The 13,756-nt window shown below is 70.8% G+C and carries 11 protein-coding genes and 4 tRNA genes; 6 read left to right on the plus strand and 9 right to left on the minus strand.

Going from position 1 to position 13,756, the window contains the following annotated elements:
* The 5 genes from ACZ7H1_RS11110 to ACZ7H1_RS11130 form a co-directional block, all read right to left on the minus strand.
* The coding region (locus ACZ7H1_RS11110; RefSeq protein ID WP_470785603.1) for a DEAD/DEAH box helicase at positions 1–1,860 on the minus strand (1,860 nt) is incomplete at its 3' end.
* Between the two features lie 196 nt (positions 1,861–2,056).
* Positions 2,057–2,704: a hypothetical protein gene (locus ACZ7H1_RS11115; protein WP_470785605.1), complete on the minus strand. Its 648-nt coding sequence runs from the start codon at positions 2,702–2,704 to the stop codon at positions 2,057–2,059.
* A gap of 167 nt (positions 2,705–2,871) precedes the next feature.
* On the minus strand, positions 2,872–3,249 hold the full coding sequence (crcB, locus tag ACZ7H1_RS11120; RefSeq protein ID WP_470785607.1) for a fluoride efflux transporter CrcB: 378 nt from the start codon (positions 3,247–3,249) through the stop codon (positions 2,872–2,874).
* Positions 3,246–3,755, minus strand: a complete 510-nt coding sequence (locus ACZ7H1_RS11125; protein WP_470785609.1) for a fluoride efflux transporter FluC — start codon at positions 3,753–3,755, stop codon at positions 3,246–3,248. Before ACZ7H1_RS11125 ends, crcB begins: the two co-directional genes overlap by 4 nt.
* Positions 3,752–4,102 (minus strand): metallopeptidase family protein, encoded by a 351-nt coding sequence (locus tag ACZ7H1_RS11130; RefSeq protein WP_470785611.1) that lies wholly within the window; start codon positions 4,100–4,102, stop codon positions 3,752–3,754. Before ACZ7H1_RS11130 ends, ACZ7H1_RS11125 begins: the two co-directional genes overlap by 4 nt.
* Before the next feature lie 104 nt (positions 4,103–4,206).
* Here ACZ7H1_RS11130 and ACZ7H1_RS11135 point away from each other — a divergent pair.
* From ACZ7H1_RS11135 to ACZ7H1_RS11145, 3 genes are all read left to right on the plus strand, one after another.
* Positions 4,207–4,279, plus strand: a tRNA-Glu gene (locus tag ACZ7H1_RS11135).
* Positions 4,280–4,318: 39 nt separating this feature from the next.
* Positions 4,319–4,392, plus strand: a tRNA-Asp gene (locus ACZ7H1_RS11140).
* A gap of 22 nt (positions 4,393–4,414) precedes the next feature.
* A tRNA-Phe gene (locus tag ACZ7H1_RS11145) sits at positions 4,415–4,491 on the plus strand.
* Between the two features lie 130 nt (positions 4,492–4,621).
* Here the strand turns inward: ACZ7H1_RS11145 and ACZ7H1_RS11150 are convergent.
* Positions 4,622–5,449 carry a cytochrome c biogenesis CcdA family protein gene (locus ACZ7H1_RS11150; RefSeq protein ID WP_470785613.1) on the minus strand — a complete coding sequence of 276 codons (828 nt, stop codon included), beginning with the start codon at positions 5,447–5,449 and terminating at the stop codon, positions 4,622–4,624.
* A complete protein-coding gene (locus tag ACZ7H1_RS11155; protein WP_470785616.1) occupies positions 5,450–6,232 on the minus strand; it encodes a DsbA family protein in 783 nt (260 codons plus the stop codon).
* 116 nt (positions 6,233–6,348) lie between these two features.
* On the opposite strand from ACZ7H1_RS11155, the gene hrpA reads away from it, so the two are divergent.
* Positions 6,349–10,272, plus strand: a complete 3,924-nt coding sequence (gene hrpA / locus ACZ7H1_RS11160) for an ATP-dependent RNA helicase HrpA (RefSeq protein WP_470785618.1) — start codon at positions 6,349–6,351, stop codon at positions 10,270–10,272.
* An 80-nt stretch (positions 10,273–10,352) separates the two neighbouring features.
* Positions 10,353–10,426, plus strand: a tRNA-Asp gene (locus tag ACZ7H1_RS11165).
* Positions 10,427–10,911: 485 nt separating this feature from the next.
* Here the strand turns inward: ACZ7H1_RS11165 and bldC are convergent.
* Both bldC and ACZ7H1_RS11175 read right to left on the minus strand, forming a co-directional pair.
* A complete protein-coding gene (gene bldC / locus ACZ7H1_RS11170; RefSeq protein ID WP_003949541.1) occupies positions 10,912–11,118 on the minus strand; it encodes a developmental transcriptional regulator BldC in 207 nt (68 codons plus the stop codon).
* Positions 11,119–11,620: 502 nt separating this feature from the next.
* The gene (locus ACZ7H1_RS11175; protein WP_470785620.1) at positions 11,621–12,445 is read right to left on the minus strand and encodes a DUF8083 family protein; all 825 of its coding nucleotides are present in this window, start codon (positions 12,443–12,445) and stop codon (positions 11,621–11,623) included.
* Between the two features lie 163 nt (positions 12,446–12,608).
* On the opposite strand from ACZ7H1_RS11175, the gene ACZ7H1_RS11180 reads away from it, so the two are divergent.
* A complete protein-coding gene (locus ACZ7H1_RS11180; protein ID WP_470785622.1) occupies positions 12,609–13,700 on the plus strand; it encodes a Leu/Phe/Val dehydrogenase in 1,092 nt (363 codons plus the stop codon).
* Positions 13,701–13,756 lie beyond the last annotated feature (56 nt).

Here is a 13,756-nt window from a genome sequence, read left to right on the forward strand (position 1 = left end):
GTTGAAGCCACCGCCACGGTTGTCGTCGCGGCGGAAGCCGCCACCACGGTTGTCGTCACGACGGTCGTCGCGGCGGAAGCCGCCACCACGGTTGTCGTCACGGTTGAAGCCACCGCCACGGTTGTCGTCGCGGCGGAAGCCGCCACCACGGTTGTCGTCACGACGGTCGTCGCGGCGGAAGCCGCCACCACGGTTGTCATCGCGACGGTCGTTGCGGCGCTCGTAGTTGCCGCGGTCGTCGCGGCGCTCGAAGCCACCGCGCTCGGCGCGCTCCTCGACCGCCGGGGCGGCCGCGATCTCGGCGGCGACCTCGGCCTCGGCGGCCTCGGCAGCCTCGGCCACGGCGGCCTCCGGGTCCTCACCGCGCTCGCGGGCGGCACGGGCGACCAGGCGCTCGGCCTCCTCGCGCAGCTCCACGGCACGGCGCTGGATGCGCTCGAGCTGCTTCGTCAGGTCGGCGACCTCGCGCTCGGCCTGCTTGGCGGCGTTGTTCGCGGAGTCGGCCTGGACCTCGGTCAGCGACCGGGCACCGGTGATCTCGGCGACCTCGGGGTCGAAGGCGCCGGCGCCGCCGACGATGTGGCGCGTGGCGTCGACGCCCGCGTCCTCCATCAGGCGGAAGATCTGGCGGCGCTGGTGCGGGAGCGCCAGCGACACGACGACACCCGAGCGGCCGGCACGGGCGGTACGGCCCGAGCGGTGCAGGTAGTCCTTGTGGTCACCGGCCGGGTCCACGTTCAGGACCAGGTCGATGCCGTCGACGTGGATGCCGCGGGCGGCGACGTCGGTCGCGACGAGCGCGTTGACGTAGCCCTCCTTGAAGTCCGCGAGGGTGCGGGTACGCGCGCCCTGGGTCATGCCGCCGTGCAGCGCGTCGGCCTTCACACCGGCGTCGCGCAGCTGCTCGGCGATGCGGTCGGCGCCCAGCTGGGTACGGACGAAGATGATCGTGCGGCCCTTGCGGGCGGCGATCGCCGCGGTGACCGGGGCCTTGTCCTTCGGCTTCACGACCAGGACGTGGTGGGTCATGGTGGTGACGGCGCCGGCGGACGGGTCGACCTCGTGCGTGACCGGGTTCACCAGGTAGCGCTTGACCAGGCTGTCGATCTCGTTCTCCAGCGTGGCGGAGAACAGCAGGCGCTGGCCGCCGGCCGGGACCTGGTCGAGCAGCTCGGTGACCTCGGGCAGGAAGCCCAGGTCGGCCATCTGGTCGGCCTCGTCGAGGACCGCGATCTTGACCTGCTCCAGGGAGCACGCGCCGCGGTTGATGATGTCGCGCAGACGGCCCGGGGTGGCGACGAGGATGTCGACACCGCGCTCCAGGGCGTAGATCTGGTTGCCCATGGACGTACCGCCGCAGACGACCTTCATCTTGAGGCCGAGCACGTCGCCGTACGGCTGGAGGGCGTCCGCGACCTGCATCGCGAGCTCACGCGTCGGCGTGAGGATGATGCCGCGGGGCTTCTTCTTGTCGGTGTGGCCGCCGGCCAGCGTGGCCAGGAGCGGGAGACCGAAGGAGAGGGTCTTGCCGGAGCCGGTGCGGCCACGGCCGAGGATGTCCTTGCCGGCCAGGGCGTCCGGGATGGTCGCGGCCTGGATCGGGAAGGGGGTGGTGACGCCGTTCTGCGCGAGCTTGCGCACGACGCCCTCCGGCAGACCGAGGTCGCCGAAGGTGATCGTGGGCTCTGCGTCGATCTCGTCGGCCTCGTCGGCCTCGAGGGCGTCGATCTGGTCGTCGGTCGTCACGTCGGCAACATCGGCCTCGAGCGCCTCGAGAGTGGCGTCGACCTCAAGGGTCTCGACAGCCTCGATCGAGTCGTTCTCGGGCATGACGGAACGGTCAGAACTGGAAATGGACATGCGAATGCGAAAACCTTCCGGAGTCTCGGCACGCGCCCAAACTCCGTGAATCGCAAATGCGACCGCCTCAATGCGGTCAGCCACGGCAAGGGAGAGTACGCGCCACGCGGCGCTCTTCGGGTTCGGCGCCGGGCAATGGGATCAAACGATCTATAACCATACGCACCCTTCCCCCACCATGGCAAGTCGTTCCCTCCTAAACCGGTCCGACCTGCGGTGATGCCTGCGGCTCGATCACCGGTACGGACCGTTCCCCGGCCGCCTGGGGCTGCGGCTCGGGCGCCGAGCTGGGCTCCGGGGACGGGGGCTCCGGAGTCGGCTCGGGAGCGGGCGGCTCACTCACCGGGGGATCCACGGGCGGCGTCGGCTCACCGGCCCCTCCGGCGCCGCCAGGCCCCCCGGAACCGCCGGAGCCCCCCGCGGTCCCGCCGGCCCCGCCGCCCGGCTCGGGCTCCTGCGGCCCGGGTCCGGTGCCCCCGGCACCCGACCCGGCGCCCCCTGCGGACGCCGGGCCGCCGCCGGGTGCGCCGGCGGCGGCACCCGGCGAGTGCGACGCACCGGGCTCCCCGGCCTTGCCCTTCTCGCCCTCCTTGGCGTCCTCGCCCGCCGCGCCGTCCTTGCCGTCCTTGCCGTCCCTGCCGTCCTTCGTGCCGCGCCCGGTGCCGTGCCCCCGCACGCCCTGGTGGGACCCGCCGCCGTTCGTTTCGGCGGCGGCCTCGCGGCGGTCCGCGGAGGCGGAGGGCCCGGGCTTCCCGGCCTCGTCGGTGACGCTCATGCAGCCCGCGGACGCCACGACCGCGAGTGCGGTGACGGCCAGTCGGACGGAAGCGGGGATCTGGCGCACGGGCGGCACCTCCGGGGCAGACGCGGTCCGCGATGAGCGGGTCAATGTGCCCAACTCCCTTTGCCCCGTAAGAGACACGCGCCCGCGGACACGACCTGTCCGCGAACCCCCCGCGCACAACCGGCGCGCAGGCCGCGCCCCCCGGCCCGGAAGCCGTCCACCCGGCCTCAGGAGCCGAGCAGTTCCCCCGCGACCGCCATCCCCGCGTACGCGGCCCCCAGCCCGACCGGCACCGACATGGCCACGTTGGCCGCGGCGAGGAACGCCCGGCCCCGCTCGGCCAGTCGCAGCGTCTCGTACGAGAAGGTGGAGTACGTCGTCAGCGCCCCGCACAGCCCGGTCCCGAGCAGCGCCTGAAGCGGTGCGGAGCCGTCCCAGGCGAGCACGGCACCGGTCAGCACCCCGAGCACCAGGCACCCGGCGGCGTTCACCGTGAACGTCCCCCACGGGAACACCGAATCGTGCCGCGCCTGCACCGCACGGTCCGTCAGGTACCGCAGCGGCGCCCCGACCGCGGCGCCGAGCGCCACCAGCAGCCAGTTCACCGGCGCACCGCGCGCCGCGTCACCACGGCCGCGAGCCACACCGCGCCCAGCGCCCCGGCCACGGTCAGCCCGGCGTACGCCAGAGCGGTCCCGGGCTCCCCGCGGTCCAGCAGCCGGGAGAAGTCGACGGCGTACGTGGAGAAGGTGGTGAAGCCGCCCAGCACCCCGACCCCGAGGAACGGCCGCACCAGAGGATGCGCCGACCGGCCGCCCTCGCTGATCGAGGCCATCAGCACCCCGATCAGGGCGCACCCGGAGACGTTGACCCAGAAGGTCGCCCACGGGAAGGCCCCCGGGGCCGTCGGCCACTGCAGCGAGACGGCGTACCGCGCCAGGGCCCCGGCCACGCCGCCCGCCGCGACGGCGGCCAGCACCCGCCCCTGCGGCTCGGCCCGGTGGGCGGGCACGTGCAGGTCGACGTCCGGATCGATCGCCTCCGCCGCCGCGTCCTGCGCCGCCCCTTCGTGCGCCGCCTCGCCCTCCGCCCCCGGCCCGGGACGGGTCATCCGTATCCCAGGTCGTGCAGCCGCTCGTCGTCGATGCCGAAGTGGTGGGCGATCTCGTGCACCACGGTGATCTCGGTCTCGGCGACCACGTCCTCGCGGGACTCGCACATCCGCAGGGTGGGGTTCCGGTAGATGGTGATCCGGTCCGGGAGCACCCCGGCGTACCACTCCCCCCGGTCGGTCAGCGGTGTGCCCTCGTACAGCCCGAGCAGCTCCGGGTCGTCCGACGGCGGCTCGTCCTCGACGAACACGGCGACGTTGTCCATCAGCCGCGTCAGTTCGGGCGGGATCCGGTCCAGGGCTTCGGCGACAAGCTCCTCGAACTCCTCACGCGTCATCTCCAGCACCGGGCCATTGTCGCTCCGGGGGAATCCGTTTTGGCGATAGGCAGCCGCATCCCATATGCTTCTCACGTCCCCGACGCGCTGCGAAGCGCCCAGGCGGGCCTTTAGCCCTCATCGTCTAGTGGCCCAGGACGCCGCCCTTTCAAGGCGGTAGCACGGGTTCGAATCCCGTTGGGGGTACGCATTACCATGTGCGAGACTTTGTCTCGTACATAACCAGGTCCTGTGGAGCAGTTGGTTAGCTCGCCACCCTGTCAAGGTGGAGGTCGCGGGTTCAAGTCCCGTCAGGATCGCTGAAGGCCGCAAGGTCTTCGTGGCTGGGTAGCTCAGTTGGTACGAGCGATCGCCTGAAAAGCGATAGGTCGCCGGTTCGACCCCGGCCCCAGCCACCAGCGGAAGGCCCCCGTCCCTCGGACGGGGGCCTTCCTCGTTCCCGGAGACCGGAGAGCGGGTCCCCGGAGACCGGGTTCCCTGAGACCCGCCCGGCAGCCCCCGGCTCCCGGGCCCGCCCGCCTACGCCTCCTACGCCTCCTCGCCGCGCACCCGGCGCCGCCACTGCACCAGCCCGGCCGCGAGCGCGCCCACGGCCACCGCCCCGAGCAGCACCCGGTCCGGCACCGCGTCGGCGAAGCCCCGTACCCACTGCTCCACGGCGTACGAGTCGTCCACGTCGAGCAGCCCCGGCAGGGCGCTCGCCCCGTCGTACGCCAGGAACAGACCGCCCAGCGCGATGAAGAAGAGCCCGGACAGCAGCGACGTCGTGTGCAGCCGCAGGCGGCCCACCGCGAGCGACCGGCCGCGCAGCCAGGTCCGCCCGCCCAGCTCGAAGCGCTCCCACAGCAGCGCCAGCACGAACAGCGGTACGGCCATCCCCAGCGCGTACACGGCCAGCAGCAGCCCGCCGTAGACCGGGGAGCCGCTCACCGCGGCCACGGTCAGCACGCTGCCCAGGATCGGGCCGGCGCAGAACCCTGCGAGCCCGTAGACGGCGCCCAGCGCGTACACGGACAGCGCGGTGGTCGGGCGGATCTTCCCGGAGAGCTCCGCGATCCGCCGGGACGCGAAGCCGAGCCCGAGGATCTGCGCCAGGCCCAGCGCGATGATCAGCCAGCCGCCCGCCAGCACCAGCTGGTCCCGGTGGCCGTAGAAGAAGCGGCCCGCGAACGACCCGGCGGCCCCCAGCGGCACCAGGGTGGTGGCCAGTCCGGCGTAGAAGATCCCGGTCCGGGCGAGCAGCCGGGAGGCCGAGTCGATCGAGTACGCGAAGAACGCCGGGAGCAGCAGCGCGCTGCACGGGCTGAGCAGCGCGAGCAGCCCGCCGAGGAAGGCCGCCAGGTATCCGATCTGCATCTAGTTCGCCGCCCGGCCCTTCGCCGCCTGCGCCTTGGCCGTCTCGACGGCCCGGGAGAACTCCGACAGCGGCTGGGCGCCGGCGATCGGCTGCCCGTTGACGAGGAAGGACGGGGTGCTGCTGACCCCGATGCGGTAGCCCTCTTCCTGGTCCTTCTTCACGGCGGTCAGGGCGGCCTCGCTGCCCATGTCCTGCTTGAAGCGCGCGAGGTCGGGGACGCCGGCGGCCCCGGCCAGCTCGACGAGGCGGGCTTCGGCGAAGCCCTTCTCCTTCGAGCCCTCGGCGTAGGCGGCGTGGTGGAACTGCGTGAAGCGGCCCTGCTGCCCGGCGGCCCAGGCGGCCTTGGCGGCGGCCTCGGACTCGGCGCCGAAGATCGGGAAGTTGCGCCACTCGATGCGCAGGGTGCCCTCGTCGACGTACTTGCGGATGAGCTCCGGCTCGGTGTCGCGGGTGAACTTCCCGCAGTAGCCGCACTTGTAGTCGGCGTACTCGATCAGCACGACGGGGGCGTCGGCGCGGCCCACGGCCATCTTGTCGGCGGCGTCGCGGCGGGCGAGCCCGAGCAGTTCCGCAGCGGCACCGGACCCGGCCCGCGCGCCCGGGTCCCCGCCCGGCTCCGCGCCCGGCTCCGCCTTCCCGACGGCGGCCGCCGGGGCCGCCGGGCCCTCCTCCTGGGGTGCGGTGGCCTGCCAGGACGCCAGCCCGAGGGCGACGGCGGCGAGGGCGACCCCGGCGGAGAGGAGCAGCGGCTTCTTGGACGCGGGCGTCCGGGGGCGGGACATGACGGGCCTCTCACTCACACGGCGGGTCGTTTGGGGGATCTCGCCCGGAATGGTACGGGGTGGTCCCACAAATGCGTTCGCCACCCGGCACCCGCGGGTGAGATCCTCGATCAGGTATGTCTACTTCCTTCGCCGCCCTGCACACCCTCCTCGGTGAGATCTCGCTCCGAGACGCCCACCGGCTCGGCCGTCGTCTCGAAGGCGCCCGCCGCATCCGCAAGCCCGAGGCCCGGCAGGCCGTACTCGACGAGATCGCCGCGGAGGCCGCGAAGGCCGCCGAGCGGGTGACCGGGCGTGCCGCCAGGATGCCCGAGGTCACGTATCCCGAGGCGCTCCCCGTCAGCCAGAAGAAGGACGAGATCGCCGAGGCGATACGCGACCACCAGGTCGTGATCGTCGCGGGCGAGACCGGCTCCGGCAAGACCACGCAGATCCCCAAGATCTGCATGGAGCTGGGGCGCGGCGTCCGGGGCATGATCGGGCACACCCAGCCCCGCCGGATCGCGGCCCGCACGGTCGCCGAGCGGATCGCCGAGGAGCTGAAGTCCGAGATCGGGCAGACGGTCGGCTGGAAGGTCCGATTCACCGACCAGGTGGACCCGGACGCGACCTTCGTGAAGCTGATGACCGACGGCATCCTGCTCGCCGAGATCCAGACGGACCGCGAGCTGCGCGCCTACGACACGATCATCATCGACGAGGCCCACGAGCGGAGCCTCAACATCGACTTCCTGCTGGGCTACCTGGCCCAGCTGCTGCCGAAGCGCCCCGACCTCAAGGTCGTGATCACTTCGGCGACCATCGACCCGGAGCGCTTCTCGCGCCACTTCGGGGACGCCCCGATCGTCGAGGTCAGCGGTCGTACGTATCCGGTGGAGGTGCGTTACCGGCCCCTCCTGGAAGACGACTCCGAGGAGAGCGACCGCGACCAGATCACCGCGATCTGCGACGCCGTCGACGAGCTCCAGGCCGAGGGGCCGGGCGACGTCCTGGTCTTCCTCTCCGGCGAGCGCGAGATCCGCGACACGGCGGACGCCCTGGAGAAGCGCAAGCTCCGCTTCACCGAGGTGCTCCCCCTCTACGCGCGGCTGTCGCACGCCGAGCAGCACCGGGTCTTCCAGCAGCACACCGGGCGCCGGATCGTCCTCGCGACGAACGTCGCCGAGACCTCCCTCACCGTCCCGGGCATCAAGTACGTGATCGACCCGGGCAACGCCCGGATCTCCCGCTACAGCCACCGCACCAAGGTGCAGCGCCTGCCCATCGAGCGGATCAGCCAGGCCAGCGCCAACCAGCGCAAGGGCCGCTGCGGCCGTACGTCCGACGGCATCTGCATCCGGCTGTACTCCGAGGACGACTTCAACGCGCGCCCGGAGTTCACGGACGCCGAGATCCTGCGGACGAACCTCGCCTCCGTCATCCTCCAGATGACCGCGGCCGGCCTCGGCGAGATCGAGAAGTTCCCCTTCATCGACCCGCCGGACCACCGGAACATCCGCGACGGCGTGCAGCTCCTGCAGGAGCTCGGCGCGCTGGACCCCGCGGAGAAGGATCACAAGAAGCGGCTCACTCCGATGGGCCGCCAGCTGGCGCAGCTTCCGGTCGACCCACGCCTGGCGCGCATGGTCATCGAGGCGGACAAGAACAACTGCGTCCGCGAGGTCATGGTCATCGCGGCGGCGCTGTCCATCCAGGACCCGCGCGAGCGGCCCTCGGACAAGCAGCAGCAGGCGGACCAGAACCACGCCCGCTTCAAGGACGAGACCAGCGACTTCCTGGCCTACCTCAACCTGTGGCGGTACGTCCGCGAGCAGCAGAAGGAGCGCGGCTCGTCCTCCTTCCGCCGGATGTGCAAGCAGGAGTACCTGAACTTCCTGCGGATCCGCGAGTGGCAGGACATCTACTCGCAGCTGCGCACGGTCGCCAAGACGATGGGCATCCACCTCTCCGAGACGGACGCCCCCGAGCAGCACATCCACGTCTCGCTGCTGGCCGGCCTGCTCTCGCACATCGGCCTGAAGGACACGGACAAGAACGAGTACCTGGGCGCCCGGTCGGCGAAGTTCGCGGTCTTCCCGGGCTCGGCGCTGTTCAAGAAGCAGCCCAAGTTCGTGATGTCGGCCGAGCTGGTGGAGACCTCGCGGCTGTGGGCCCGGGTCAACGCGAAGGTCGAGCCGGAGTGGGTCGAGCCGCTCGCGCAGCACCTGATCAAGCGCACGTACAGCGAGCCGCACTGGGAGAAGGACCAGGCGGCCGTGATGGCGTACGAGAAGGTCACGCTGTACGGCGTGCCGATCGTGGCCCAGCGGAAGATCAACTACGGCCGGATCGATCCCGAGGTCTCGCGCGAGCTGTTCATCCGCAACGCCCTGGTCGAGGGCGACTGGCGGACGCACCACAAGTTCTACGCGGACAACAGGAAGCTGCTGACCGAGGTCGAGGAGCTGGAGCACCGGGCCCGGCGGCGGGACATCCTCGTCGACGACGAGACCCTGTTCGACTTCTACGACCAGCGGATCCCCGAGCACGTGGTGTCCGGGGCGCACTTCGACTCCTGGTGGAAGCACAAGAAGCGCGAGGAGCCGGAGCTCCTGGACTTCGAGCGGGAGATGCTCCTCACGGAGAAGGCCGCCGGGGTCACGAAGGACGACTACCCGGACTCCTGGCGCCAGGGACAGCTGAAGTTCAAGGTGACGTACCAGTTCGAGCCCGGTGCGGACGCGGACGGCGTGACCGTGCACGTCCCGCTCCAGGTGCTCAACCAGGTCACGGACGAGGGCTTCGACTGGCAGATCCCGGGCCTGCGGGAAGAGGTCGTGACCGAGCTGATCCGGTCGCTGCCCAAGCCCATCCGCCGGCACTACGTCCCCGCGCCGAACTTCGCGACCCGCTTCCTGGCGACGGCCGTCCCGCTCCAGGAGCCGCTGCCGGTCACACTGGCCCGCGAGCTCCACCGGATGGTCGGGGTCCCGGTCGCGCCGGAGGACTTCGACCTCGGCCGGATCCCGGACCACCTGAAGATCACCTTCCGGATCATCGACGAGCGGCGCCGCAAGATCGCCGAGGACAAGGACCTGGAGGCCCTGCGGCTCAAGCTGCGCCCCAAGGCCCGCCAGGCCCTCTCCAAGGCCGCTGCCGCCACCGCCGAGCGCTCGGGCGGGGAGTCCGTGGAGCGCACCGGTCTGACGGACTGGACCATGGGGACGCTGAGCCGGGTCTTCGAGACCCGGCGCGCGGGCCAGCCCGTGAAGGCGTACCCGGCGCTGGTGGACGAGGGCACGACGGTCTCCGTACGGCTCTTCGACACCGAAGCCGAGCAGCAGCAGGCCATGTGGCGGGGCACCCGCCGGCTGATCCTGCTGAACATCCCGGTGAACCCGGCGAAGTTCGCCTCGGACAAGCTGTCCAACCAGGCCAAGCTCGCGCTGTCGCGCAACCCGCACGGCTCCGTCCAGGCGCTGTTCGAGGACTGCGCGACGGCCGCCACGGACCGGCTGATCGCCGACCACGGCGGGCCCGCGTGGGACGAGCAGTCCTTCCGGAAGCTCTACGACGGCGTCCGGGCCGACCTCGTGGACACGACCGTGCGCACGGTCGGCCAGGTGCAGCAGATCCTGGCCGCCTGGCAGGCCTGTGAGCGGCGCCTGAAGGCCACGAACAGCCTTTCCCTGGTCGCCAACGTCCAGGACGTCAGGACGCAGCTCACGGCCCTCGTCCCGGCCGGTTTCGTGACGCTGACCGGCCTGCGGCGGCTGCCGGACCTGATGCGCTACCTGGTCGCGGTGGACCGGCGGCTCCAGCAGATGCCGACGGGCGCCCAGCGCGACACCACGCGCATGGCCAAGGTCCACGAGATGCAGGACGAGTACGCCTGGCTGCTGGAGCAGCTGCCCAAGGGCCGGCCCGTGCCGAGCGAGGTGACCGACGTCCGCTGGATGATCGAGGAGCTGCGCGTCAGCTACTTCGCGCACGCGCTGGGGACGGCCTATCCGATCTCCGACAAGCGCATCGTGAAGGCCATCGACGCGCTGGCCCCGTGATCGCTCGCGACCGGGTTCGACCGCACCCCCTGACCTGCTGTACAGTCTGATTCGCAGCCGGGCAATCGGCAGCAAATCGAGGACCTGTGGAGCAGTTGGTTAGCTCGCCACCCTGTCAAGGTGGAGGTCGCGGGTTCAAGTCCCGTCAGGTTCGCAAGACACTCAGGGCCCGTATCTCTTCGGAGATACGGGCCCTGAGTCGTTTCCGGATTCGGGTGCGGGGGGCAGGTTTGGGCACCCCCTCCGAGCGGAATGATTAATTCCGATTAGATGACCGCACTCCCCGGGGGCAAAGACTCCCGAAGTCCCCCGTCCGCATGACCGGTCTCGCACGGGGAGTCCCCTTACGGGTGCAATGCCGGATGTACAAGAGTGATCAGATGTGACGGGTGTCACCACATGAGTTTTTGGAACTCGCATATTTATCGCATGCATACGCGGGGTCAATTTAATATGTGCAATTGCACCCACCCCGCACGGCCTGCACGGGGCACAAAAAAATCGCGCTGGACCCGGCGGAGTCCAGCGCGATCGACGGCATGACGGACCTGTTGGGGCAGGTCCGGCCGCATGAAGCTAGGTGGGGTTATCGGATTGGGGGACCCGATAAACGCCCGGCAAAACGGGGTGCTGTGGTGCTCAGGCCTCGCTGCGCTGCTGCGGAATTCCCGCAAGCAGTGCGCGGACCTCAGCCTCGCGGTAACGGCGGTGCCCACCCAGCGTGCGGATGGACGTGAGCTTGCCGGCCTTGGCCCAGCGGGTAACCGTCTTCGGGTCCACGCGGAACATGGTGGCAACCTCAGCCGGGGTCAGCAGCGGCTCGGCATCAGGGGTGCGAGCGGTCATGAGCGGCCTCCTCGGGAGAACCGAACCATCTCGGTTCTTTCCTCTAAATTCTGCACCTTGGCCCGCGTTGCCCGAAATGGACATACGCGGGCCGAGTCGGTTATAGGACGAACGGCTTGTCCTCGGCACTACAACTACACCATCCGTCCAGCCTCGTCGGCCAAACCGATGGAATTGCCCTCTGAGGTGTTCATCCACGACGGAAGCCGATGGACCCGCCCATAACGGACAGTCACACCACAGTGACGATCAGTCACACAGCGATCGGGAGCCATCAGACCCCCCATAGAGTGCAATACCAAGCAATCCGCCCAAACTTGGGCGGATGGAACCCTCCCCGGACTCCTTGTCCTATTTTGGCACGAGGGTAGGGGAACGGCGCAAGGGTGTAGTTAGTGCGGTCCGTCACGCTTGGGCCTTAGGCCCGGATCGGGACGTAGGTCCCGGCACTAAGGCCCGAGTATTACCTGTGAGCGGAATGATCGCATCCATTCCGTTGGTGTCAGTTGGCGAACAACTTCTCCCTGACCGACCGCCAGCGCCCCGACAGCTTCTCGTACGCCTCGCCCGCGGCCTGCACGTCCCCCGCGCCCAGCGCCCGCATCCCGGCCGCCAGCTCCGCCGCCGAGCGGTCGCCCGCCAGCCCGTCGGCCGGCAGGACGTGCACCAGCCCGCCGTAGTCCAGCTCCACCAGCGAGCGCGGATGGAACTCCTCCAGCCAGCTGCCCACGTCCACCAGCCCCTCGGCCAGCGGCGCGTGCGTGGCGTCGGCCTCCCGAAGCACCCGCAGTGCCCGCGCCAGTCGCCGCCGCGCCTGCACCATCGGCGTCCGGTAGCGCAGCAGTTCGCCCGGCACGTACTCCCGCTCCTCGTCCGCCACCAGCACGAACCAGCGCAGCGGCACCTGCCAGACCGCGGTGCGGATCCACGGCCGGGCATCCGGGTTCCGCTCGCGCCACCGGTCGTAGTCGGCCTCCGCCTGCCGCCGCACCACCGGCGGCAGCGCCAGGTCCAGCACCGCGGCCGGGAACTCCGCCACCAGCTCCCGCAGCGCCAGCCAGCCGCGCAGCCGGGTCCGCCACGGGCACACCAGCAGCACCCCGTCCACGACGGCCGTGAACGCGTCCGCGCTCTCGTGCACCGGCACCCCCACCGGCGGCACCGGCACCAGGTCCGCCAGCGAGCGGCGCAGCTCGTCCTGGTAGGTCGGGGTGTCCCCGCGCCGGGCGTAATCCGACCAGTGGGTGCGCTCCGGCTCCTGAAAGGCCGCGAGGGGCTCGTACACGCGCAGGTAGGAGGCGTACGGAACGGTGAGGGATCGGGTCACCTCCCCCTCCTCCCCCACGGCCCGCCCGGCTACGCGTACTCCGGGAGGGGGTGATCCTCGGCACCCGGGCCCTACGGGCCCCCGACAGGTCTTACGCTGCTCCCACACGCCCTCCCCACCCGCAGGAGGGCCCCCCGCCGCTTCTCTTATGGGAGTCACCACCGTGACCGAAATGACCGACGGCGTCCTGCACACCCTGTTCCGCTCGGAGCAGGGAGGCCATGAGCAAGTCGTGCTGTGCCAGGACCGTGCCACCGGCCTGAAGGCCGTCATCGCCATCCACTCGACCGCCCTGGGCCCGGCCCTCGGCGGCACCCGGTTCCACGCGTACGCCAGCGACGAGGAGGCCGTGCTCGACGCGCTGAACCTCTCGCGCGGCATGTCGTACAAGAACGCGCTGGCCGGGCTCGACCACGGCGGCGGCAAGGCCGTGATCATCGGGGACCCGGACATCCTCAAGAGCGAGGAACTGCTCCTGGCGTACGGCCGGTTCGTGGAGTCGCTCGGCGGCCGCTACGTGACCGCCTGCGACGTCGGCACGTACGTCGCCGACATGGACGTCGTGGCCCGTGAGACCCGCTGGGCGACCGGCCGCTCCCCCGAGAACGGCGGCGCCGGCGACTCCTCCGTACTCACCGCCTTCGGCGTCTTCCAGGGCATGCGCGCGAGCGCCCAGCACCTGTGGGGCGACCCGACCCTGCGCGGCCGCAAGGTCGGCGTCGTGGGCGTCGGCAAGGTCGGCCACTACCTGGTCGAGCACCTGCTGGCAGACGGTGCCGAGGTCGTCATCACGGACGTCCGCCAGGAGTCCGTGCAGCGCATCCTCGACAAGCACCCGCAGGTCACCGCGGTGGCGGACACCGAGACGCTGATCCGCACGGAGGGCCTGGACATCTACGCCCCCTGCGCGCTCGGCGGCGCCCTCAACGACGACTCCGTGCCGGTGCTCACCGCGAAGATCGTCTGCGGTGCGGCCAACAACCAGCTCGCGCATCCGGGTGTCGAGAAGGACCTCGCGGACCGCGGGATCCTCTACGCCCCCGACTACGTCGTCAACGCCGGCGGTGTCATCCAGGTCGCGGACGAGCTCCACGGCTTCGACTTCGACCGGTGCAAGGTGAAGGCGACGAAGATCTTCGACACCACGCTGGAGATCTTTGCTCGCGCGAAGACGGATGGCATTCCGCCGGCCGCTGCGGCCGACCGGATCGCCGAGCAGCGCATGGCCGAGGCCCGCACCGCCCGTACGGCGTAAGGCAGGCCCGCAGAAGCCCGGGAGGGCCCGCCGGGCGCAGCGTGGTGAGACTCACT

It is taken from the genome of Streptomyces sp. NPDC037401, assembly GCF_055602345.1.